Below are 22,568 nucleotides of genomic sequence, written 5' to 3'. Positions count from 1 at the left end.
GCCGCTGTCCGACACCTCCAACCCTGGCAGACCTTTCCATGACCATCGTCGTCCAGCCGGTGCCCGAGGGCACCACCGCCACCGCGGCGCTCCGGCGCCCGGGTGCGGCCGAAAAGATCGCGCAGACCACCGCCCCGGTCACGCTGGTGCCCGGCAACGGCCGGCGCACGCTGATCGGGCTGGACCGCCAGGAACTGGAAGCCGAGATGGCGGCCCTGGGCGAGAAGCCGTTCCGGGCCAAGCAGCTCTGGCACTGGATGTATTTCCGCGGCGCCCGCGACTTCGACGACATGACCAATGTGCCGAAGGCATTCCGGGCGAAGCTGGCCGAGCATTTCGTCATCGGCCGGCCCGAGATCACCACCGACCAGCTGTCGAGCGACGGCACGGCCAAGTGGCTGCTGCGTTTCGCCGACGGCCGCGAGGTGGAAACGGTGCACATCCCCGATGACGGCCGCGGCGCGCTTTGCGTCTCGTCGCAGGTGGGCTGCACCCTGACCTGCAAGTTCTGCCATACCGGCACCCAGACCTGGGTGCGCAACCTGTCGGCGGCCGAGATCACCGCCCAGATGCTGGTCGCCCGCGACCGGCTGGGCGAATGGCCGACGCCGACCGATGCCAACCGGCTGATCTCGAACATCGTCCTGATGGGCATGGGAGAGCCGCTGTACAATTTCGATGCGGTCGCCAAGGCGATGCGCATCGTGATGGACGGCGAGGGCGTGGCGCTGTCGCGGCGCCGGATCACCCTCTCCACCTCGGGCGTGGTGCCGATGATGCAGCGCTGCGGCGAGGAGCTGGGGGTCAATCTGGCGGTGTCGCTGCATGCGGTGACCGACGATGTCCGCGACGTGCTGGTGCCGATCAACCGGAAATACCCGATCGCCGAGCTGATGGAGGCCTGCCGGACCTATCCGGCCGCCAGCAATGCCCGGCGGATCACCTTCGAATACGTCATGCTGAAGGGCGTGAACGACAGCCTGGCCGATGCCCGCGAACTGGTCCGGCTGCTCGACGGCATTCCGGCCAAGGTCAATCTGATCCCGTTCAACCCCTGGCCGGGCTCCACCTTCGAATGCTCGTCCTGGACCCAGATCCGCAATTTCGCGACCTATCTGAACGATCAGGGCTATTCCTCGCCGGTGCGCACGCCCCGTGGCCGCGACATTCTGGCCGCCTGCGGCCAGCTGAAATCGGCCAGCGAGCGCGCCCGCAAGAGTCGCGAGACCGTGGCGGCCCCCGAGCCCGAGGTGATGGACGCGGCCGAGCGCGAGGCAATGGCGGCGGCGCTCGCCCTGCATTGAGGGCGGCTTCCGGGAACGGCTTCTGGGAACCCGCCCGGCTTTCCGCAGGTTGGGGGTGTCGACGGCGCATGGCGGCTCCATATGGAGTCGGGTGGGCCACCCACCTCATCGCGGAGATCCTGCATCATGAACTGGACCACACCCCAGATCGTCGAGACCCGGATCGGCATGGAGATCAACGGCTACATGCCGGCCGATTTCATCACCCCGGAAGACGCGACCGACGCGGAGACCACCGGCGCAGAAGGCTGACGGCGGGTGCGGATCCTCGTGCTCGGTGCCGCGGCGGGTGGCGGCTTCCCGCAATGGAACTGCCGCTGCCCGGTCTGTGCGCTCGCCTGGGCGGGTGACCGGCGGGTGCAGCCGCGCACGCAGTCGAGCCTGGCGCTCTCGGGCGATGACGGCCGGTCCTGGGTGCTGCTCAACGCCTCACCCGATCTTCGGACCCAGATCCTGGCGACGCCGGCCCTTCATCCGGCAGAGGGGGCCCGGCACAGCCCGATTGCCGAGGTGGTGCTCGCCAATGGCGATGTCGACCATACGGCCGGTCTGCTGAGCCTGCGCGAGCGACAGCCCTTCCGTCTGCATGCGGCCCAGGCCACGCTGGACATCCTGGCCGCCAACCGGATCTTCGACGTGCTGGCCGAGGATATCGTGGCGCGGCAGCCGCTGCCCCTCAACCGGCCGGTCGATCTGGCGGGCGGGCTGACGATGACGGCCTTCCCCGCCCCGGGCAAGGTCCCGCTCTATATGGAAGGCGGCACGGTCGATCCGGCGGAGACGACGATCGAAGACGGCCGGGTGCTGGGTTTCCTGTTCGAAGCCGGCGGCCGGCGGGCCGTGTGCCTGCCCAATTGCGCCGCGGTCACGCCCGCGGTGCTGGCGCGTGTGCGGGGGGCGGATGTGCTGGTCTTCGACGGCACGACCTTCACCGACGACGAGATGCCGCGGCTCGGCCTGTCGCCGAAGACGGCCGGGCGCATGGGGCATCTGGCGATCGACGGGCCCCGGGGCTCGCTGGCCGGCCTTGCCGATATCCGCGCCGGCCGACGGGTCTATGTCCACATCAACAACACCAACCCGATCCTGATCGAGGGCGGGCCCGAACGCCGCCTGGTCGAGGCGGCGGGCTGGGAGGTCGCCCATGACGGAATGGAGATCGTGCTGTGAACGACCCGCTACCCCGGATCGATGCCCCGCTGACGCCTGACGGGCTGGAGGCGGTGCTGCGCGAGGTGGGGCGGCGGCGATATCACGACCGCCATCCCTTCCATCGCCGCCTGCATGGCGGCGGCTGCACGCGCGCCGAGGTCCAGGCCTGGGCGCTGAACCGGTATCTTTATCAGGCGGCGATCCCGCGCAAGGACGCCACCATCCTGGCCCGGATGGAGGATCCGGCGCTGCGCCGGGCCTGGCGGCAGCGGATCATCGATCATGACGGCGAGGCGGAGGGCGAGGGCGGTATCGCCCGCTGGCTGCATCTCACCGATGCGCTGGGGCTGAACCGGGCATTGGTGGTCTCAGGGCGGGCCGCCCTGCCGGCGACGCATTTTGCAGTCGAGGCCTATGTGCAGTTCTGCGCCACCCGGCCGCTGCTCGATGCGATTGCCTCGTCGTTGACCGAGCTCTTTTCGCCCAGGGTGATCGGCGAACGGGTGAGCGGCATGCTCGCCCATTACGACTTCGTCGACGACCGGGCGCTCGCCTATTTCACCGCCCGGCCGCCCCAGGCGGAGCGCGACGTGATCTTCGCCCTCGACCATGTCCGCCGCCATGCCACCACCGTGGAAACCCAGCGGGCGGTGGTCGAGGCATTGATCTTCAAGACCGGCGTGCTCTGGGCGCAGCTCGATGCGCTCTGGCACGGCTATGTCACGGGGCAATTGCCTCCCGGTGCCTGGACGCCTGATGACGAGGGCGTCTGGACATGAGCGGCGCGGATCTGCCCGCTCCCGAGGCCCGTCCGCTTCTGGCCCGGGGGGTGCGGCTGCGGCACGATCCGGTGCGCGACCGGGTCGTTCTTCTGGCGCCCGAAAGTGTGATCGAGGCCAATCCTACGGCGCTGGCGGTGCTGAAGGCCTGCACCGGCGAGGTGACCATCGCGGCCATGGCCGCGGATCTGGCCACCCGCTTTGGTGCCGATCGGGCCCTGGTGGAGGCCGACATCCGGCGGCTGATCGCCGATCTGGCCCGGCGCCGGCTGGTGGTGCTGGCATGATCGAAGACCTTCAGCCTCCTCTGGGCCTGCTTGCCGAGCTGACCCACCGCTGCCCGCTCGCCTGTCCCTATTGCTCCAATCCTTTGATGCTCGAACACCGTTCCGATGAACTCGACACCGCCACCTGGTGCCGGGTCTTCGATCAGGCGGCAGCCCTGGGCGTCCTGCAGCTGCATCTTTCGGGCGGCGAGCCGGCGGCGCGGCCCGATCTGGTCGATCTGGTGGCCCATGCCGCCCGCGCCGGGCTCTACACCAATCTCATCACCTCGGGGCTGGGGCTGGCCGCCGCGCGGATCGACGCGCTGGCGGCGGCCGGGCTCGACCATGTTCAGCTCTCGATCCAGGATGCCGACGATCCGTCGGCCGACCGGATCGCCGGCCGGCAGGGCGCGGCCCGGACCAAGCGGCGGGTCGCGGCCGATGTGGTGGCGGCCGGCCTGCCGCTGACCGTCAATCTTGTGGTCCACCGGGCCAACCTGCCCCGGCTGGCGGAGATGATCGCGCTGGCCCGCGAGATGGGGGCCGGGCGGGTGGAGATCGCCCATGCCCAATATCACGGCTGGGCAGCGGTGAACCGGGCGGCGCTTTTGCCCGACCGGCAGGCGGCGCTGGACGCCGTCCGGCTGGTGGAGCGGCTGGCGCCCGGGGCCGGCATCGCCGTCGACCATGTCGTTCCCGACCAGTTCGCCGATACGCCCAAGCCCTGTATGGGCGGCTGGGGGCGGCGGGTGATCAATCTGACGCCGTCGGGCCGGGCGCTGCCCTGCCACGCCGCCGAAACCATTCCGGGGCTGACATTCTGGTCGGTGCGCGACCATGCGCTCGACCGGATCTGGGCGGAGTCTCCCGCCTTCCGGCGCTTCCGCGGCACGGCCTGGATGCCGGAACCCTGCCGATCCTGCGACCGTCGTTCGGTCGATTTCGGCGGCTGCCGGTGCCAGGCCCTGGCGCTGACCGGCGATGCCGCCGCCACCGATCCGGTCTGCCACCGCTCGCCGCATCACCACCGGGTGGCGCCGCCGCCACGGCCGGTGGAGAGCTACGTCTATCGGGGGCGGTGACCCCTCAGACCCGCCGCCAGATCGCTTCCAGCCCCGGCGCGCCCTCCGCGGTCACCAGACCGCGGTCATGCATATGCAGCAGATGGGCCAGCACCGAACGGGCGGCCGCCGGATGCAGCCGGGGGTCGACCGCGGCATAGATCTCCCGCACCATCCCCATGATGCCGGCAGGGCCTGGCGCCAGCCGGTCCAGGATCTGGGTCTCGCGTTCGGCGCGGTGGGCGATGAAGGCCCGGACATGGGCATGGGCATCGGTGATCGCCGGACCGTGGGTCGGCCAGTAGACCGTTTCGGGCCGGTCGAGCAGCCTGGTCAGGCTGTGCAGATAGCTGCCCATCTCGCCGTCGGGCGGGGCAATCACGCTGGTCGACCAGCCCATGACATGGTCGCCCGAAAACAGGATCCCGGCCTCTTTCCAGGCGAAGCAGAGGTGGTTGGAGGTATGACCGGGGGTGTGCACCGCCTCGATCGTCCAGCCGTCGCCCTGCACGATGTCGCCGTCGGCCAGGCGATGGTCGGGATCGAAATCCAGGTCGCCGCCTTCTTCGACCCGCGCTCCACCGTCGTCGCGCCCGGCGCCATGGGGGCCGAATCCCCAGCTTCGGGCGCCGGTCGCGGCCTTCAGCAGGGCGGCGGCAGGGGAGTGGTCGGTATGGGTGTGGGTCACCAGGATATGGCTGACCGTCTCGTCCCCCAGCCCATCGAGCAGGGCATCGACATGGGCGGCGATGCGCGGCCCCGGATCGATAACCGCCACCCGGCCCCGGCCGACCACATAGGTGCCGGTGCCGTAATAGGTGAAGGCCGAGGGATTGCGGGCGACGATCCGGCGCAGGCCCGGCGCCACCTCTTCCAGGCGGCCGTAGTCGAAGCTCATCTCGCGGACATAGGGGATCTCGACGGCCATCCGGCTCAACCTTTCAGGGGCGCGCGGAGGTCGGTGAGCACGGTGCCGGTCGCGGCGATATCGGCCTCGTGTGCGGCATCGCGCCAGGGTTCGGCCAGGCCTGCGGCATACCAGTCGGCCATGGCCGGCTGGGCGAGCAGGTGACGGGCGTAGACGTCGGCCACACCGCCCGGAACCAGGCCATAGCTTTGGATGCGGAAGGCCACCGGGGCGAAGAAGGCATCGACGGCGGTGAACCGGTTGCCGGCGAGGAAGGGACCGCCGAAGCGGCGGAGACCCTCGGCCCAGAGTTCCGCCAGCCGGGCCAGGTCGCGGGCGAGCGCCGGGGGATGGTCACGAAGCCTGACCCGCACCCCCACCGCCATGGGGCAGCGGTTGCGCAGGGTGGAGAAGCCGGCATGCATTTCAGCTGCGGCGGCGCGCGCCCAGGCACGGGCGGCCGGATCGGCCGGCCAGACGCCGGCATGACGTTCGGCCAGGAATTCGACGATGGCGAGCGATTCCCAGACCACGATGTCGCCGGCTTCCAGGCAGGGAACGGTGCCGGTGGGAGAGAAGGCCCGGAAGCGGTGCCAGTTCATCGCGCCGTCGAAGGGGGTGAGCACCTCTTCGAAGGGGATGTTCAGCGTCCGCATCAGCACCCAGGGGCGGAGCGACCAGGATGAATAGTGCTTGTTGGCGATGTGCAGACGATACATGGGGGCGGTATCTCCTGATCGGGGCGGCGCCACATGATGCGGCCGAAACGTGGTCGCTGTCGACGGGGACGGTCTCACCCTTGGCCCCGAAACCGGCTCGCCCTAAGCTCGGAGCGCGACAAGGCTGCGCGGGGGGCGAGGGATGAGGTTCGGATGGGTACGCCGGCCGCCGGGCAACATGCCGGCGCGGTTGCAGATGGCGATCGCCGAGGCCGAGGCCGGGGCCGAACGTCTGGTCGGCTGGGCGCAGGTCGGCATCATCCTGCTCTTCGGCACGCTTTATCTGGTCAGCCCCAAGGCCGGGGGCTCGGACCTCATGTTCATGCCGGTGCCCTGGGCGCTGGGCATCTATACCGTCTTCACCGTCATCCGGCTGAAGCTCGCCTATCTGGGGCCGCTGCCGGGCTGGTATCTGGCCCTGTCGGTGGTGGCCGACATGGCGCTGCTGATCGGGCTGATCTGGAGCTTCCACATCCAGTACCACCAGCCGGCCGCCTTCTATCTGAAGGCGCCGACCTTCATCTATGTGTTCATCTTCATCGCCCTGCGCTGCCTGCGCTTCGAGCCGCGCTATGTGCTGCTGGCGGGGATGGCCGCGGCAGGCGGCTGGCTGGCGCTGCTGTTCTACGCCCTCTGGGAGGGGGGCGGCATGGGGGTGATCACCCGCGACTATGTCGCCTATATGAGCGGGCCGCTGGTTCTGATCGGCGCCGAGATCGACAAGATCGTGGTCATCCTGGTGGTGACGGTGGTGCTGGCGGCGGGCCTCGCCCGGGCGCGGGCCCTGCTGGTGCGTGCCGAAGAAGAGGGTGCGGCCCGGGCCTCGCTCGCCCGGTTCTTCGCGCCCGACGTCGCCCGGCGCATCGCCGAGACCGGGCTGGCGATGACCCCGGGTTCGGGGGCCGAGCGCGAGGCGACGATCATGATGATCGATATCCGCGGCTTTACCCGGATGAGCGAGCGGCTGGCGCCGGATGCGCTGATGAGCCTGCTGGCAGAATACCAGGCCCGGCTGGTGCCGGTGATCCAGGCCGAGGGCGGTGCCATCGACAAATTCCTGGGCGACGGCATCATGGCGACCTTCGGCGCCGTCGCGCCCGATCCGGCCCATGGCGCCCGGGCGATGGCGGCGGCCACCGCGGTGCTGGATGCGGTGGCCCGCTGGAACGAGGCCCGCCGGCTGGGTGGGCTGGATGCGGTGGCGATCGGCATCGGCATTGCCGGAGGCCGGGTGGTCTTCGGTGCGGTCGGCGATGAAAGCCGGCTGGAACTGACCGTGATCGGCGCCCCGGTCAACCTGGCGGCCAAGATCGAGAAGCACACCCGCAAGGCCGGTGTCGCGGCCCTGGCCGAGGCGGCGGTGGTCGATGCCGCGGAAGCGACTGGCTGGCGGGTGGGGCCGGGCGTCGGCCTCCGGCGACTTGGGGCTGCGCCGGTCGACGGGCTCGACGGCGCGGTCACACTGGTGGCGATCGAAGTGACCCCATAGTGGGGGCGGATCGCCGACGGGTCACGGAAAGGTCGCTGTTCCGGATGCGGCGCTGCGGGCTTGAATGACCTGTCCTGAGCTTCCGGAAGTGCCTGTCAGATGATCCGTCGTCTCGTTCCGCTGTCACGTCGCCTGGCGGGTGCTCTCGTGATCAACGGGCTGCTGTTCCTGTCATGGCCGACGGGTGCGGCGGAGGATCCGGGCCGGCGTGACGCGGCGCTGGAAGAGGCGATCGGCACTGCCGATGCACGAGGGCGCCGGGCCGAGGCGGTCGAGCTGTCGCGCGAGCTGGTGGCGCTCAGGACCGGGGTGCTGGGGGCGGATGCGACGGCGACGCTTGCGGCGCGGCTGACACTCTCCATCATGCTGGAACAGGCCGGAGAGACCACGGAGGCGCGGGCGCTGCGCGATGCCGCCTTCGACCGGCTGGCCGAGGTGGACCCCGAGCGTCTGCCGCCGATCCTGAACAACACGGCGATCGCACTTCAGAACACCGGTCATCCCGACAGCGCCGTGCCGGTTTTCGACCGGCTGGTGGCGGTGATGGCCGGCGCCGGCGAGAGCGTGCCCCTTGCGATCACCCATTTCAACCTGGCCGCCCTGCATCGCGACCGGCGCGATTACGACGCGGCGATTGCCGAGGGGCGCATCGCGGCCGAGATGTTCGAACGTCTGGAAGGCCCGGACGCCGAAGACACGATTGTGGCGATCGGCGCCCTGGGCCAGACCTACGGCATGGCCGGGCGGCCTGCCGCCGCCCTGCCGCATCTGCGCGAGGCCTGGACACGCGCCGGCCAGGCGCTCGGCCCCTCGGACGAGACCATGCGTCAGGCCAACAATCTGGCGGCGGTGCTGCGCGATCTCGGCCGCCATGACGAGGCCGAGCCGCTCGACCGGGCGGCCCTCGACTGGCGGCGCGCGAATCTTGGGCCTGCCCATGGTGCAACGCTGATCAGTGCCCGCAATCTCGCCCTGGATCTCATCGGGCTCGACCGGGCGGAAGAGGCGGCGGGGCTGTATGATCAGGTCGTCGAGACGCTGGCACGCACACGCGGCCCGGATCATCCCGAGACGCGTCGCATTGCCCGGGAGCGCGACATGATCGCGGTCCTGACCGGGGCGGCGCCGTCCGGGGACCCGGGCGATCTCGCGGCGCTTGAAGCGCAGCTGACCGCCGGGACGGTCGATGCCGATGCGGTGTATCTGGCCAACCGTCTGGCCGGCATCGCCGAACGCCGGGGCGAGCCTGCGGCCGAGCTGCGCCTGCACCGGCTGTCGCTCGACCTGGCCGAGCGGCATTTCGGCCCGCTGCATCCGGTGGCAATTTCGATGGCGACCAATGTCGCGCGGGCGGAACGTGCGCTGAAGACCGCCGAGGCTACCCCGGCTTATAGCCGGCTGGAGGAAAGGTTGCGGCTCTGGGCGCGGCGCGAATATGCCTCGACCTCGGATCAGGCGGTGATTGAGCAGGTCGCCGCGACCACCCGCGAAACTCTGGGCGACATCCTGTCCTACGGATATGCCGCCGGACGTTCGGACCCCCGGGCAATCGCACTGGTCGCCCGGGTGATGCTGAACTGGAAGGCTCCGGGCTCGTTGGAGCGCGCCCTTCTCGACCGGGCGGCTGCGGAACTCCCGGCGGCGGATCGGGCACTCGTGGCCGAGATCCGGAATCTGACGGCACAGAGCCTGCGCCCCGGTGCCGACCGTCAGGCCATCGAACGCCGGCTCGATCTGGCCGAGGCCGCCCTCGCCGACCGGGTCTCGGGTCTGCGCCGCCTACAGGCGCAACAGGCGCTCGATTATGGGGAGATCCTCTCGGCCTTCCGGCCGGGCGATGCCGTGCTCGACTATATGACCGTGCCGATGCGCATGGCACCGGACCGGGTGGAGGAGCGCATCCTGGTCATGCTCGGCCGGGCCGGGGGAGAGATCCGGCTTTTCGACCTTGGGCCGGTGGCGGCGGTGTCGGAGCTGATGGCGGATTCTGGTGCGGCCGCAGAAGAGGACACCCGCCGCCGGCTCTATGACCAGCTGATCCGGCCGGTGATGTCCGAACTCGATGGGGTCGACCGCCTGACGGTGGTGCCGGACGGGCTGCTCACCCTGGTGCCGTTCGACGTGCTGGTCGATCAGGCGGGGTGGCCTTTGATCGCCGGCCTGGATCTTCGCATCGCCCGCAGCGGCCGGGCGCTGGCCGGCGGGGACCATGACATGCCTCAGGATACCGATCGCAACGGTGTGCTTCTGGTGGGCGATGTGGATTACGGCGGGACGGCATCGCCGCTGCCCTTCACCGCGGCCGAAATCGACGGCATCGCCGCCACCGCCCGGGCCGGGGGCATACCGCCCGTCGTGCTGCGCGGACAGGATGCCCGTGCCGGCGCTGTCCGTCGGGCGGCCGCCGGGCAACGGGTCCTGCATTTCGCGACGCATGGCTTCTTCGAACCCTTGCACCCGGGAGCGGATGATCCGCTCGACCGTGCCGGGGTCCTGCTTGCGGCGGGCGACGGAGATGATGGTCGGCTGACGGCCGCAGAACTTGCGACCTGGCCGCTGGACGGCATCGATCTGGTGGTCCTGTCGGCCTGCGACACGGCGGAGGGCGACCGCAGCTATGCCGAAGGTCTGGCAGGCCTCCCCTCGGCGCTGGCGACCGCTGGTGTCCGACGCAGCCTGCTTGCCCGCTGGCCTGTCTCCGATCGCGGCGCCGCCCGGTTCATGGCCCGGTTCTACGACCATCTTGCGGCGGGCGAAAGCTACGAGACCGCCTTCAGGGCAACCAAACTCGATGTGCTGGAGGGGCGTCTCGCCGGCGTGCCCGAGGAGACCTGGGCTGCGTTCACGTTGATCGCGAACTGACCGGGAGCATATCCGTCCGCCAGAAACACGGGGCGACCTGCACCGGTTGCCGCCGCGCGCGTTTGCACTATACTGCGCCGATCCGCGGCCCCTCGGGGGCCTGGGCGGCGCGCTTGCGGCCGTCCGTATGGTTCCTGGCGCCGCGATGCCCGCACCTTCCGCCCACATCCTGTCGTTCCCGGGGGCTTCAGATCATGAGCCGCGACGTCAAGAAAGTCGTCCTCGCCTATTCCGGCGGTCTCGACACCTCGATCATCCTGCGCTGGCTGCAGGAGAATTACGGCTGCGAGGTCGTCACCTTCACCGCCGATCTCGGCCAGGGCGAGGAGTTGGAGCCGGCGCGCGCGAAGGCCGAGATGATGGGCGCCTCCGAGATCTTCGTCGAGGATCTGCGCGAGGAGTTCGTGCGCGATTACGTCTTCCCGATGTTCCGCGCCAATGCCCTTTACGAGGGCGTCTATCTGCTCGGCACCTCGATCGCCCGGCCGCTGATCGCCAAGCGCCAGATCGAGATCGCCCGTCAGGTCGGCGCCGATGCGGTCGCCCATGGCGCCACCGGCAAGGGCAATGATCAGGTCCGTTTCGAGCTTGGCTATTACGCGCTCGAGCCCGGCATCAAGGTGGTCGCGCCCTGGCGCGAATGGGATCTCAACTCCCGCACCAAACTGATCGACTATGCCGAGAAGCATCAGATCCCGATCGCCAAGGGCAAGCGCGGCGAGGCACCGTATTCGACCGACGCCAATCTGCTGCACATCTCGTATGAAGGCCGCGCCCTGGAAGATCCCTGGGTCGAGCCGGACGAGGAGATGTTCACCCGCTCGGTCTCGCCCGCCGCGGCCCCGGACGAGCCGACCTATGTCGAGATCTCGTTCGAGCGGGGCGATGCGGTCGCGATCGACGGCGAGGCGCTGACGCCTGCGGCCCTGCTGACCCGCCTGAACGATCTGGGCGGCGCCAACGGCATCGGCCGGCTCGATCTGGTCGAAAACCGCTTCGTGGGCATGAAGTCGCGCGGCGTCTACGAGACCCCGGGCGGCACCATCCTGCTGGTCGCGCATCGCGCGATGGAGAGCCTGACCCTCGACCGCGGTGCCTCGCACCTCAAGGACGAGCTGATGCCCCGCTATGCGGAGCTGATCTATAACGGCTTCTGGTTCTCGCCCGAGCGCGAGATGCTGCAGGCGCTGATCGACCGGAGCCAGGAGAACGTCACCGGCACCGTCCGGCTGAAGCTGTTCAAGGGCAATGTGATCGTCGTCGGCCGCAAGTCGCCGAAGAGCCTCTATGACGAGGCCTTTGCGACCTTCGAAGCCGACCAGGTCTACGACCAGCGCGATGCCCAGGGCTTCATCAAGCTGAACGCCCTGCGTCTGCGTCTCGGTGCCCGCCGCGGCGATCGCCGCTGAGCGGACCCGGCGGGGGCGGCGCCGGTTTCGTGAACCGGTCCCGCCCGCATCGCTTGATGACAAAGCCTTGAAATCTGTGACGCGCGCGGTGGACAAGCCGCGCGCGTCGCCGTTCCATAGAGAGCTGACCGTCCGCATCCGCGGACGGACGGACGGCCGGCGCCGCCGGCGTCTCCCAAGGAGTGCATTTCGCATCATGACCAAGCACGCCGCACTTCCCGGCCGCCTGCTGATGCTCGGCTTCGGCAGCATCGGACAGGGTGTCCTGCCGCTGATCCTGCGCCATATCGACATCACCCCGGACCGGATCACGATCATCTCGCCCGACGATGCCGGCAAGGCCGTCGCGGAGGAATACGGCGTCACCTTCCTGAAGATGGCGCTGACCCGCGAGAACTATGCGGCCGAGCTGGAGCAGCGGCTGGGCCAGGGCGATTTCCTGTGCAACGTCTCGGTCGAGGTGTCGAGCGTCGCCCTGATCCGCAAGTGCCGCGAGCTGGGTGCGCTTTACGTCGACACCTGCGTCGAGCCCTGGCCGGGCGGCTATACCGACCCCGATCTCTCGCCCTCGCAGCGCAGCAACTATGCCCTGCGCGAGAGCGCGCTCGACGTGAAGCGCGAGCTGGGTGCCGGGCCGACCGCGGTCATCGCCCATGGCGCCAATCCGGGCCTGGTGTCGCACTTCCTGAAGGCGGCGCTGCTGGACATCGCCAAGGCGAGCGGCATGGATGCGACGCGGCCCGAGAGCCGCGAAGGCTGGGCGGCGCTGGCCCGGGATCTGGGCGTGAAGGTCGTCCATATCGCCGAGCGCGACACACAGAAGGGCCTGCCGCCCAAGGAGCGCGGCGAGTTCGTCAACACCTGGTCGGTGAACGGCTTCGTGGGCGAGGGCTGCCAGCCGTCGGAACTCGGCTGGGGCACGCACGAGCCGGAGCTGCCGCCGGAGGGCCGCCGCCACGAGTTCGGCTGCGACGCGGCGATCTATCTGATGCGTCCGGGTGCCGGCACCCGCGTGCGCACCTGGGTCCCGAGCGAAGGCCCGATCCACGGCTGGCTGATCACCCATAACGAGTCGATCTCCACCGCCGACTATTACACGCTGCGCGACGAGGCCGGCGAGGTGGTCTATCGGCCGACCTGCCATTACGCCTATCACCCCTGCGACGAGGCCGTGCTGTCGCTGCACGAATTCGCCGGCAAGAACTGGGAGCTGCAGCCCCGCGTCCGCATCCTGATGGACGAGACCCAGCCCGGCGGCGTCGACGAACTGGGCGTGCTGGTCAACGGTCCGGCCAAGGGCAGCTACTGGTACGGCTCACAGCTGACCATCGACGAGGCCCGCGAGCTGGTCCCGCACAACAACGCCACCAGCCTGCAGGTGACGGTGTCGGTGCTGGCGGCGATGATCTGGGCGATCGAGAACCCGAATGCCGGCGTGGTCGAGCCCGAAGAGATCGACGAGCGCCGCATCCTCGAAATCTCGACCCCCTATCTCGGCACCATGGCCGGCTATTGGACCAACTGGACCCCGCTTGAGGACCGCGAGACCCTCTTCCCCGAGGATCTGGACCGGAACGAGCCCTGGGCGTTCAAGAACGTCATCGTGCGCTGATCCGCAGCCCGGATCGGTTCTGACGACAAAGCCCGGCCCGCGATTGCGGGCCGGGCTTTTGTCTGGCCGGGGGCAGTGGGGACTTGACGGATGTTCAACGGAATACAAAATTTGTAAGACAATTCACCGGTCCAGCCACCCGCAGGAGGGATATGCCATGGCGCCGGAAACCGTGCAGGCAGCCGTCGAACCGGACGAGGATCTCGCGCGAGCCCGCCGGAAGCTCGCCTTCGAGGCCGCTGACGCAGAAGGGCTGCTCGGCGCCCGCGATACGGCGGTGGGCGGGCGTGTGCCATCGAAGCTCCTTGCGGCGGCCAGGGCCCGCAGCGGTGCCGCAAGCACCAGCGAGTTGCTTCTTTACGCCCTGAGCAAGGTTGCGCTGGAGGATGATTTCGGCCGGCAGCTTCTGGCCCGGCGGGGGCGGGTTCCCAAGGGCACTCTGGAAGGCTGACCCTTTTGCGCGTCGGCCTCGCCCGTTCATTGCGCCGCCTCCGGCCCGAGACGTGGTCCGGCACGCTCACCCGCCGTGCCCGCACGGACCTGCCCTTTGCCGATCGGGCTCAGAGGCTTGGGCCGCCCTTGCTGCTCGACACGTCGGTCTATGTCGACATGCTGGAAGGATCGGCCAGTCCTGCACTTGATGCGCTTCTGGAGACCCGCCAGATCCAGCACAGTGCCATTGCCGTGGGGGAACTCTGTCACAATTTCGGGCGCCTGACCCCTGATCATCCCGGCAGCGCCGACGTCCTTCGAGAGCTGAGCCAGGTCGTCGACGCGATTCCAGGCCACCGTCTTGATGCGCCGACCTCTGGCGTTCTGCTGGAAGCCGGAATTCTGGCCGGTCTGCTGTTCCGCCTGGGGCGGCTTCCGAAAGGACAGGAAGTCGCCGCGTTCAACGACGCCGCCATTTATCTCCAGGCGCTGGAGCAGGGGTATACCGTCCTGACCAGAAACATCCGCGACTTTGATCTCATGAATCAGATCCTGCCGGCGGGCAGGATCCTGTTCTATGACCGTACGTCCTGAGGGCATGCCTCGCCGGTTGCGCCCTTTTCGGCCAAGAGGACACTTCCGGCCAGGGGGACGCGCGTCAGGCGGTCAAGACGTCCCTCCAGCAGCTGAACGATCTCTACCGCATCCACATGGCCCCGCACCGGCAACGGCCAGGCGTCGGCGGCGAAAGCCGCGGCGGCTGCCGTGACCGGCTCCGCTTCCGGGGCGCCGGTCAGGGTCAGATGCGGATCGAAGGGGGTGTCCGGGCGGCGGGTCGGCAGGCCCGAGCCGTCATGCAGGGCGGCGTGAAGGCGGGCGAGAGGCCCCGTGCCGTCGAGTGCGCGCAGATAGAAGGCGTATTCGCGCCGTCTGTCGTCCAGATGGGTGTGCGGATCGCCCAGGGTCAGATCGAAGGCCGGTTCCGTGGCCGCAACGGCAGCCAGGGCGGTTTCAAGGGCCGGCCGACAGGCCATGGCCGCACCGAAGACCAGTGTCAGGTGCGGGGGCACCAGGGTGGCCCGTGCCGGTTCGTGGCGGCGGCGGAAGGCATCGATCCGGTCTGCATCGGCGGCAGCGAAACGCGGGAGGCAGAGGACATAGAGCATCGACCGTCGCTCCCCTCCCCTGATGTTCCGCTCAGAGCTGGGTCATGTCGATGCCGCGGCGGGCGCAGGCGGCCTGCAGCGTGTTCGAGAGCAGGCAGGCGATGGTCATGGGGCCGACGCCGCCCGGCACGGGCGTGATATGCGCCGCCACCGCCTTGGCCTCGTCGAAGGCGACGTCGCCGACCAGGCGGTCCTTGCCGCCTTCGGTCGCCGGCGGCAGGCGGTTGATGCCGACATCGATCACGGTCGCACCCGGCTTGATCCAGAAGCCGCGCACCATCTCAGGCCGGCCGACGGCGGCGACCACGATATCGGCGGTGCGCACCATTTCGGGCAGATCCTTGGTGCGCGAATGCGCGATGGTGACGGTGCAGTCGCGGCCGAGCAGCAACTGGCCCATCGGCTTGCCGACGATGTTGGAGCGGCCGATCACCACGGCATGCCGGCCGGCCATGTTCTGGCCCAGGGTCCGGTCGAGCAGCATCAGGCAGCCGAGCGGGGTGCAGGGCACCAGGGCCGGCTGACCGGTGGCCAGACGGCCGGCATTGACCGGATGGAAGCCGTCGACATCCTTGGCCGGATCGATCGCCTCGATCACCTTCTGGGCATCGATCTGGCGGGGCAGCGGCAGCTGGACCAGGATGCCGTCGACCTCCGGGTCGGCGTTCAGCTGCGCCACCAGGTCGAGCAGGGCCGCTTCGGAGGTGTCGGCCGGCAGCTTGTGTTCAAGGCTGCGCATGCCGGCCGCTTCGGTCTGGCGATGCTTGTTGCGGACATAGACCTGGCTCGCCGGATCTTCGCCGACCAGCACCACGGCGAGGCCGGGGCGGATGCCATGGCGGGCATAGAGGCCGCCGACGCGGGCCGCGGTGGCGGACCGCAGATCCGCAGCGACGGCCTTGCCGTCGATGAGTTCAGCTGAAGCCATGGGATGTGTCTCCTTCGGGAGTCGGGCTCAGATACCGAGGTCGGGCTCGGTTACCGAGGTCGGGCTCAGGCGCCAAGGCCGCGGGCGCGGGCGGCGATGTCTTCGGCATCGGCGAAACCCTCGCCCTCGATGCCCAGCCGCTTGGCCCGATCGGTCACGCCCTGGACGACGCGAACCCGGTTGCGGGCGATGCCGAGCGCCTCGGCGACCAGCCGCTCGACCGCGGCATTGGCCTTGCCGTCCTCTGGGGCGGCGGTCACCTTCACCTGCAGCCGCATCCGGCCATGGCCGTCATCGCGGGCAGGTTCTATCGCGGCCTTGCGCGCCTTGGGCTGCACCTTCACGAAGATCGAGACATTGGCCGGCCCCTCGCGTTCGACCGCAGGAGCCGCCATGCCGGTCATATCGTCGCTCATCGGATCAGTACATCATCCCGTAGGCATAAGGCGCGAGCCAGCCATTGACCACGATCTTAAGGAAGTTCAGCAGCAGCAGCAGGATCAGCGGCGACAGGTCCAGCCCGCCGAGGCTGGGCAGGAAGTTGCGGATCGGGCGCAGCACCGGTTCGGTGATCCGGTGAATGAAGCTGCCGATCGCGTAGACGACCTGATTGTTGGTGTTGACGACGTTGAACGCCACCAGCCAGCTCAGGATGACACTCGCGATCAGGATCCAGGTGTAGATCTCGATCGCGGCATTGAACAGGAAGAGCAGGCCTTGGAGAAGCGACGCCATGCGGGGCTCCCTCGTACTCGGGCTGCCGCATGTCCGATGCGGCGTTCTGACGGGTCGGGGCGGAGTATAGCGCAGCCGTCGCGGGCGGCCAGTCGATTGTGACGATTCTCTGAGAGAGGCGCTTGACAGCATCCCGCCCTCACGCCAATATCCGCGCCGTTCACCACCGGTGCCCGACGGGCTTCCGGCGGGGCGGGTGCGGGGCCGTAGCTCAGTTGGGAGAGCGCTAGAATCGCACTCTAGAGGTCGAGGGTTCGACTCCCTTCGGCTCCACCAATTCCCGCATGAACGTTGCGAAAAGGCCGGCATCTGCCGGCCTTTCGTGTTTCTGACCTTTCGTTTTTGGGCCGTTCGTATTGGGGGCTTCCGTGACCGGACCGTCCGAAACCATCTATGCCGGGCTGGAACAGCTGGGACGGAGCACCGACCTGCCGGCCTCTCCGGATCAGGCGGTGCTGGAACGGGTGGCGAACCCGCATCCGGGTACGCGCTATGCGGTGCGCTTCGTCTGCCCGGAATTCACCTCGCTCTGCCCCATCACCGGCCAGCCGGATTTCGCGCATCTGGTGATCGACTATGTGCCGGGCGACTGGCTGGTCGAGAGCAAGTCGCTGAAGCTCTATCTGCACGCCTTCCGCAACCATGGCGACTTCCACGAGGCCTGCACGGTGGGCATCGGCAAGCGTCTGGCGGAACTGCTTGCGCCGGAGTGGCTGCGGATCGGTGGCTACTGGTATCCGCGCGGCGGCATTCCGATCGACGTGTTCTACGCCACGGGGCCGGTGCCGGCCGATCTCTGGATCCCGGATCAGGGCGTGCCGCCTTATCGCGGCCGGGGCTGAGGACGGAAAAAACCGGGCTGAGGACGGAAAGCCCGACCGTCGGGGCCGACGGCCGGGCTTTGCGTGCGGATATAAGGGGTGTTGCCGGCCTACTTGAACGGCAGCGGCACGTATTTGCCGTTCTCGACCACCGTCATCTGGAAGGCGCTGGCCATGTTGTTTTCGGCGTCGACGCCGGTCAGCTCATAGGGGTTGCGGTCGGCCGGCAGGGTTTTGGAGGCTTCGGCCAGCGCGCCCATGATCTTCTCCGGATCCTCGGTGGTACCGGCAAGTTCCATCGCCCGCACGAAAACCATCAGCGCCGTATAGTTCAGGCCGATTTCCGCCACCGCTTCCTCGTTGGCGCCATACTTCTCCTGGTATTTCTTGATGAAGGCCGGCGCGTTCTTCGAAGGATAGTATTCGAGCGGCAGATTGCCGACCAGGCCGTTCATCATCTCGATGGGGACGATGTTGTCCATCTCCTCGGGCTTGGCCTGATCCATGATCACGAAGCCGCCCTTGAAGCCCTGTTCGCGTGCCGCCTGCACGATCAGCGCGGTCGGCTGCGACGGGCCGCCGATGAACAGCACATCGGGCTTTTCCGACAGCGCCTTGGCGACCGCGCCCGAGAAGTCGGTGGTGGTGCGATAGTCGACGGCGTTGTCCGTCAGCACCTCGCCGCCCATCTCCTTCCAGGTGGCGCTGAAGCCCTTGGTCCATTCCTTGGCATAGGCGTGGGTGCCGGGGATCATGCCCAGCCGCTTACCGAACCGGCTCATCGCCGCCTCGGCATAGGGCTTGAACAGAGCATTGTAGCGCGGCGGGATCATCATCTGCAGCGGGTTGCCCTGCTTCAGGATCGCGGGCTCGCTGGTATAGGCGCCGATGATGAACTTCTGCGGCCCCTTGGTGTTGAAGCCCTGCGCCGCCAGGATGCCGCCCGAATGGGGGATGAACACGATCCGCGCGCCGTTCTGATAGACCAGGCGCTGGGCGTTCACCGCCGTCTCGTTGGGCAGGTAGCGGTCGTCCAGAGACTGGATTTCCAGCTTCACCTTCTGACCGCCGATATCCATGCCGCCGGCCGCGTTCACATCGTCGGCCGCCATCTCCAGGCCGCGGAGCGCGTTGCGGCCATAGAGCGCCGCACCGCCCGACAGCGGGCCGGAATAGCCGATCACGGCGCTGTCGGCGGCCTCGGCTGCGCTGCCGGCGAACAGCGTGGCGCCGGGCAGCGCCATCACCGCCGCCACGGCCGCCGCGATCAGAACCCGGCGGCGGGTCGTCTTCCGGATCTCGTCGATGACCATCTTCATGACATCTTGCCTCCCTTGACTGTCCCGGTTCCGTGCCGGGTTTGCCGATCCCTGGTGCAATTCGAGCGTCGTCGTCCTGTCTGCGTCAGGCGCCGACATAGGCGCGGCGGACCTCGTCGTCGGACATCAGCGCCTCGCGCGTGCCCTCGGTGGTGATGCGGCCGGTCTCGATCACATAGCCGCGGTCGGCGATGGCGAGAGCGGCATGGGCGTTCTGTTCGGCAAGCAGCACCGTGGTGCCGCTGCGGCAGATCTCGGCCGCCGCGTCCAGCACCTGGCGGACCACCAGCGGTGCCAGGCCCAGCGTCGGTTCGTCGAGCATCAGCAGGCGCGGTCGGCCCATCAGGGCGCGGCCGATCGCCACCATCTGCTGCTGCCCGCCCGACAACGAGCCGGCCGGCTGGTCGGCCTTCTCCACCAGAATCGGGAACAACTCGTGGACCCGGGCGAGGGTGCGGGCGACGGCGGCCTGGTCGCCGCGGCAGGTATAGGCGCCGAGCATCAGGTTCTTGGCGACCGACAGATCGGGGAACAGCCGCCGGCCTTCGGGGCAGTGGGCGATGCCCCGGCCCACGATCTTCGCCGGCGCCGCCTTGGAAATGTCGTCGCCGTCGAAGACGATCCGGCCGCGGGTGATACGGTGCAGCCCGCTGATCGTGCGGAACAGTGTGCTTTTGCCGGCGCCGTTGGCGCCGAGCAGCACCACCAGCTCCCCCTGACCCACCGTGATCGAGATGTCTTGCAGCACCCGGAAGGCGCCGTACTGGACCGAAACCCCGTCAAGCGTGAGCATGGGCGTCGCTCCCCAGATAGGCGGTGATCACCGCATCGTCGGTGCGGATCTGGTCGGGCGTGCCCTCGGCGATCTTGCGGCCGTGATGCAGCACCATGATCCGGTCGCAGAGCCCCATCACCATCTTCATCTTGTGCTCGATCAGGCAGACGGTGACCCCGGCCTCGGCGATGCGCCGGATCAGCCGGCCCAGATCATCGGTCTCTTCCGGATTGATGCCGGCGGCGGGCTCGTCGAGCAGCAGCAGCCGGGGGCCGCCGACCAGGCCGAGCGCAATCGCGGCGCGCTTCTGCTGTTCCTGGCTGATCAGCCCGGCCGGGCGGTGGGCGACATCGGCAAGGCCGACGAAATCCAGCGCCTCCATCGCCCGCCTGCGGGCCTCGGCGATCTCGCGGCGCTCGCGCGGGCTTGCGATGAGGGCATCGAGCAGACCTGCCCGGGTGCGGTGGCGATAGCCCACGATCACATTCTCGAGCACGCTCGCCTCGGCGAAGAGATGCGTGGTCTGAAAGGTGCGGGCCATGCCGCGCGGCGGCATGTCGTGGGTGCGCAGCCGGGTGACGTCCTCGCCGCGGAAGGTGATGGTGCCCGACGTCGATCGGTAGAACAGGCTGATCAGGTTGAAGAAGGTCGACTTGCCGGCGCCGTTGGGGCCGATGATGCCGGTGATGCCGCCTTCCTCGACGGCAAAATCCACATCACCCACCGCAACGAGGCCGCCGAAGGCCTTGGTGAGGCCGCGGGCTTCCAGGATGGCGGTCATGGACGGACGGTCTCCCCGGTCTGGCCGCGGACGGGGGCGGCGCTGCGTGGGCGCGGCCGGTCGGGCATCAGGCGGTGCAGGATCAGACTGGCGGCGCCGGCGATGCCATAGGGCATGAAGATCACCAGTGCGATCAGCGCCGGGCCGAAGGCCAGCATCTGGTACTGCTGGAAGGCCTGGAGGAACTGGGTGAGGGTGTAGACCAGCAGCGTGCCGATCAGCGGCCCCGAGATCGAGGCGATCCCGCCCAGCAGCACGTAGAGCAGCATGTTGAAGGTGATGTCGACCGAGGCGATGTCGGGGCCGAGGAAGCCGATGAAGCTGGAATAAAGCCCCCCCGCCACACCGGCATAGATGCAGGCCATGGTGAAGGCCAGCCGCTTGGCCGACATCACGTCGATGCCGGATGCCGAGGCGAGCGGCTCGCTCATCCGCACCGCGAGCAGGGTGCGGCCGAAAAGCGACGACTTGATCCGCCAGGCGCAGAGCATGGCGAGCAGCAGGAAGCCCGCGGTCAGATAATAGCGCGAGGTGAAGTCGTCGAAGGTGATCGGCCCGATCGGGCTGGGGCCCGGAATGCCGACCACGCCGATCGGGCCGTTGGTCAGGCTCTCCCACTTGTCGAGCACCTGATAGATGATCATGCCGACGGCGAGGGTGAAGATGGCGAGGTAGTGGCCCTTGGCACGCAGGCAGATGCTGCCGACCACGAAGCCGATCGACCCGGTGACCAGAATGGCGACCACCAGCGACGGCCAGAAGGGCCAGCCGAGATCGGTGGTCAGCAGGGCCACGGCATAGGCGCCGATGCCGAAGAAACCGGCATGGCCGAGCGAGAGCAGCCCGGTATAGCCGAGCGCGATGTTGAGCCCGTAGGCGCCGATGGCGAAGATGAAGCCGGTGAGCACCACCTGCATGTGATAGGGGTTGGTGACGACCAGGGGCAGGGCCAGCACGGCCACCAGGAACAGGCCGAGCCAGACCCGGCTGACCAGCCGGCGGGCAGGGTTGACCGGCGGGCGGGGATCGGGACGTGTCATGACCTCAGGCCCCCTTCGCGAACAGGCCGGAGGGACGAACGGTCAGCACGAGCGCCAGGATCGCGAAGGCGATCAGATCCTGATAGTCGGTCGCGAGATAGGTACCGCCCAGGCTTTCGGCGAGGGCGAGGCCATAGCCGCAGACGATGGCGCCGGCAACACTGCCCATGCCGCCGATCACCACGATCACGAAGGCCTTGAGGCCCACGACCAGCCCCATGGAGGGCGAGATCAGGTTGATGGGTGCGATCAGTGCCGCAGCAGCCGCGGCGAGGCCGGCGGAGAGCGCGAAGGTGATCATCGAGATCCGCTCGGGATCGATGCCGACCAACTGCGCGCCCACCCGGTCCTGCGACACCGCTTCGATCGCAGCACCGAGGGCGGTGCGCTTCAGGAACAGGAACAGCACCGCCATCAGCCCCATGCCGGCGACGATCAGAATCAGCTTCTGTTCGGTGACCGTGGTGCCCCAGAGATCGACGACCGCGCCATAGGGCGAGGGCAGCCGGCGGAAATCCGCTCCCCAGACCAGCTGCGCGAAGGCCTCGAGGAACAGCATCAACCCCACGGCGGCAATCATCATGTTCACATGGGGGGCGTGACGCAGTGGCCGGAAGGCCAGCCTTTCGACCAGGATGCCGACCACGGCGAGAGCGGCCACCGCCAGCACCATGCCGATCCAGTAGTGCAGGTCCAGCCCGGTGACGGCGGCAAAGGTAACATAGGCGCCCAGCATATAGAGATGCCCGTGGGCGAAGTTCGGGATCTCCATCGTTCCGTAGATCAGTGTCACGCCAAGGGCCACAAGGCTGTAGACACTGCCCAAGACCAGACCATTCATGACCTGTTGGGCAAACAGCTCCATCGCGCGCATCCCTCCCAGGGTGTACCCGGCAGGCCTCGGGTGGTGGCGGCTGCGTGGCGCGCGCACGTCTTCCCGGCCCTCCGGTGGCCGGGCGCGAAACACGCCGGCCATTTGTCCCGGAAGCTTAGCGACGGATTTTCATCTCG

The 22,568-nt window shown here is 68.5% G+C and carries 24 protein-coding genes and 1 tRNA gene; 14 read left to right on the top strand and 11 right to left on the bottom strand.

The window, feature by feature from the left end:
• Positions 1–38 precede the first annotated feature (38 nt).
• The 6 genes from rlmN to pqqE all read left to right on the top strand — a co-directional run bounded on the left by rlmN (position 39) and on the right by pqqE (position 4,583).
• On the top strand, positions 39–1,304 hold the full coding sequence (gene rlmN, locus TMO_RS15695) for a 23S rRNA (adenine(2503)-C(2))-methyltransferase RlmN (protein WP_014746630.1): 1,266 nt from the start codon (positions 39–41) through the stop codon (positions 1,302–1,304).
• 126 nt (positions 1,305–1,430) lie between these two features.
• Positions 1,431–1,556: a pyrroloquinoline quinone precursor peptide PqqA gene (pqqA, locus tag TMO_RS30505; protein ID WP_014746629.1), complete on the top strand. Its 126-nt coding sequence runs from the start codon at positions 1,431–1,433 to the stop codon at positions 1,554–1,556.
• A 6-nt stretch (positions 1,557–1,562) separates the two neighbouring features.
• Positions 1,563–2,474 (top strand): pyrroloquinoline quinone biosynthesis protein PqqB, encoded by a 912-nt coding sequence (pqqB, locus tag TMO_RS15690; protein WP_041605021.1) that lies wholly within the window; start codon positions 1,563–1,565, stop codon positions 2,472–2,474.
• 17 nt (positions 2,475–2,491) lie between these two features.
• Positions 2,492–3,235, top strand: coding sequence for a pyrroloquinoline-quinone synthase PqqC (gene pqqC, locus TMO_RS15685; protein WP_041606642.1), 744 nt, complete (start codon positions 2,492–2,494; stop codon positions 3,233–3,235).
• Entirely contained in the window at positions 3,232–3,522 is a 291-nt protein-coding gene (gene pqqD, locus TMO_RS15680; RefSeq protein WP_014746626.1) for a pyrroloquinoline quinone biosynthesis peptide chaperone PqqD, read from the top strand. Before pqqC ends, pqqD begins: the two co-directional genes overlap by 4 nt.
• Positions 3,519–4,583, top strand: coding sequence for a pyrroloquinoline quinone biosynthesis protein PqqE (gene pqqE / locus TMO_RS15675; RefSeq protein WP_014746625.1), 1,065 nt, complete (start codon positions 3,519–3,521; stop codon positions 4,581–4,583). The genes pqqD and pqqE overlap by 4 nt, the downstream gene beginning before the upstream one ends.
• A gap of 4 nt (positions 4,584–4,587) precedes the next feature.
• On the opposite strand, the gene TMO_RS15670 is transcribed toward pqqE, so the two are convergent.
• Together TMO_RS15670 and TMO_RS15665 are read right to left on the bottom strand one after the other, a co-directional pair.
• Positions 4,588–5,490: an MBL fold metallo-hydrolase gene (locus TMO_RS15670; RefSeq protein WP_014746624.1), complete on the bottom strand. Its 903-nt coding sequence runs from the start codon at positions 5,488–5,490 to the stop codon at positions 4,588–4,590.
• A gap of 5 nt (positions 5,491–5,495) precedes the next feature.
• Positions 5,496–6,188 (bottom strand): glutathione S-transferase family protein, encoded by a 693-nt coding sequence (locus TMO_RS15665; RefSeq protein WP_014746623.1) that lies wholly within the window; start codon positions 6,186–6,188, stop codon positions 5,496–5,498.
• A gap of 142 nt (positions 6,189–6,330) precedes the next feature.
• Here TMO_RS15665 and TMO_RS32595 point away from each other — a divergent pair, with 142 nt between their 5' ends.
• From TMO_RS32595 to TMO_RS15635, 6 genes are all read left to right on the top strand, one after another.
• Positions 6,331–7,677: an adenylate/guanylate cyclase domain-containing protein gene (locus TMO_RS32595; protein ID WP_145978153.1), complete on the top strand. Its 1,347-nt coding sequence runs from the start codon at positions 6,331–6,333 to the stop codon at positions 7,675–7,677.
• A gap of 99 nt (positions 7,678–7,776) precedes the next feature.
• The gene (locus TMO_RS15655; RefSeq protein WP_014746621.1) at positions 7,777–10,539 is read left to right on the top strand and encodes a CHAT domain-containing tetratricopeptide repeat protein; all 2,763 of its coding nucleotides are present in this window, start codon (positions 7,777–7,779) and stop codon (positions 10,537–10,539) included.
• A 194-nt stretch (positions 10,540–10,733) separates the two neighbouring features.
• A complete protein-coding gene (locus tag TMO_RS15650) occupies positions 10,734–11,948 on the top strand; it encodes an argininosuccinate synthase (protein ID WP_014746620.1) in 1,215 nt (404 codons plus the stop codon).
• A gap of 196 nt (positions 11,949–12,144) precedes the next feature.
• Positions 12,145–13,560, top strand: coding sequence for a homospermidine synthase (locus TMO_RS15645; protein WP_014746619.1), 1,416 nt, complete (start codon positions 12,145–12,147; stop codon positions 13,558–13,560).
• A gap of 157 nt (positions 13,561–13,717) precedes the next feature.
• Complete coding sequence (locus TMO_RS15640; RefSeq protein WP_014746618.1) at positions 13,718–14,011, top strand: hypothetical protein; 294 nt, start codon at positions 13,718–13,720, stop codon at positions 14,009–14,011.
• A gap of 5 nt (positions 14,012–14,016) precedes the next feature.
• Positions 14,017–14,586: a type II toxin-antitoxin system VapC family toxin gene (locus tag TMO_RS15635; RefSeq protein ID WP_014746617.1), complete on the top strand. Its 570-nt coding sequence runs from the start codon at positions 14,017–14,019 to the stop codon at positions 14,584–14,586.
• On the opposite strand, the gene TMO_RS15630 is transcribed toward TMO_RS15635, so the two are convergent.
• The 4 genes from TMO_RS15630 to TMO_RS15615 all read right to left on the bottom strand — a co-directional run bounded on the left by TMO_RS15630 (position 14,568) and on the right by TMO_RS15615 (position 16,821).
• Positions 14,568–15,158: a 2'-5' RNA ligase family protein gene (locus tag TMO_RS15630; protein ID WP_014746616.1), complete on the bottom strand. Its 591-nt coding sequence runs from the start codon at positions 15,156–15,158 to the stop codon at positions 14,568–14,570. The two genes, TMO_RS15635 and TMO_RS15630, sit on opposite strands and share 19 nt — an antisense overlap.
• Positions 15,159–15,189: 31 nt before the next feature.
• Positions 15,190–16,086 carry a bifunctional methylenetetrahydrofolate dehydrogenase/methenyltetrahydrofolate cyclohydrolase FolD gene (folD, locus tag TMO_RS15625; protein WP_014746615.1) on the bottom strand — a complete coding sequence of 299 codons (897 nt, stop codon included), beginning with the start codon at positions 16,084–16,086 and terminating at the stop codon, positions 15,190–15,192.
• A 65-nt stretch (positions 16,087–16,151) separates the two neighbouring features.
• Positions 16,152–16,502, bottom strand: coding sequence for a DUF167 domain-containing protein (locus TMO_RS15620; protein WP_014746614.1), 351 nt, complete (start codon positions 16,500–16,502; stop codon positions 16,152–16,154).
• A gap of 4 nt (positions 16,503–16,506) precedes the next feature.
• Positions 16,507–16,821 carry a YggT family protein gene (locus tag TMO_RS15615; RefSeq protein WP_014746613.1) on the bottom strand — a complete coding sequence of 105 codons (315 nt, stop codon included), beginning with the start codon at positions 16,819–16,821 and terminating at the stop codon, positions 16,507–16,509.
• Positions 16,822–17,021: 200 nt separating this feature from the next.
• Between TMO_RS15615 and TMO_RS15610 the strand changes: the two genes are divergently transcribed.
• Positions 17,022–17,097, top strand: a tRNA-Ala gene (locus TMO_RS15610).
• Positions 17,098–17,189: 92 nt separating this feature from the next.
• The gene (gene queF / locus TMO_RS15605; RefSeq protein WP_014746612.1) at positions 17,190–17,663 is read left to right on the top strand and encodes a preQ(1) synthase; all 474 of its coding nucleotides are present in this window, start codon (positions 17,190–17,192) and stop codon (positions 17,661–17,663) included.
• A gap of 89 nt (positions 17,664–17,752) precedes the next feature.
• Here queF and TMO_RS15600 read toward each other — a convergent pair whose 3' ends face one another.
• From TMO_RS15600 to TMO_RS15580, 5 genes are all read right to left on the bottom strand, one after another.
• Positions 17,753–18,961, bottom strand: a complete 1,209-nt coding sequence (locus tag TMO_RS15600; RefSeq protein WP_014746611.1) for an ABC transporter substrate-binding protein — start codon at positions 18,959–18,961, stop codon at positions 17,753–17,755.
• A gap of 85 nt (positions 18,962–19,046) precedes the next feature.
• On the bottom strand, positions 19,047–19,754 hold the full coding sequence (locus tag TMO_RS15595) for an ABC transporter ATP-binding protein (protein WP_014746610.1): 708 nt from the start codon (positions 19,752–19,754) through the stop codon (positions 19,047–19,049).
• Complete coding sequence (locus tag TMO_RS15590) at positions 19,741–20,517, bottom strand: ABC transporter ATP-binding protein (RefSeq protein ID WP_014746609.1); 777 nt, start codon at positions 20,515–20,517, stop codon at positions 19,741–19,743. Before TMO_RS15590 ends, TMO_RS15595 begins: the two co-directional genes overlap by 14 nt.
• Entirely contained in the window at positions 20,514–21,557 is a 1,044-nt protein-coding gene (locus tag TMO_RS15585; RefSeq protein WP_014746608.1) for a branched-chain amino acid ABC transporter permease, read from the bottom strand. The genes TMO_RS15590 and TMO_RS15585 overlap by 4 nt, the downstream gene beginning before the upstream one ends.
• Before the next feature lie 4 nt (positions 21,558–21,561).
• Entirely contained in the window at positions 21,562–22,422 is an 861-nt protein-coding gene (locus TMO_RS15580) for a branched-chain amino acid ABC transporter permease (RefSeq protein ID WP_014746607.1), read from the bottom strand.
• Positions 22,423–22,568 lie beyond the last annotated feature (146 nt).

Origin of the sequence: Tistrella mobilis KA081020-065 (genome assembly GCF_000264455.2) — a bacterium.
GTDB lineage: Bacteria > Pseudomonadota > Alphaproteobacteria > Tistrellales > Tistrellaceae > Tistrella > Tistrella mobilis.
Note: the sequence above shows the minus strand (reverse complement) of the source record. Positions and strands in the feature narration are given on the sequence as shown.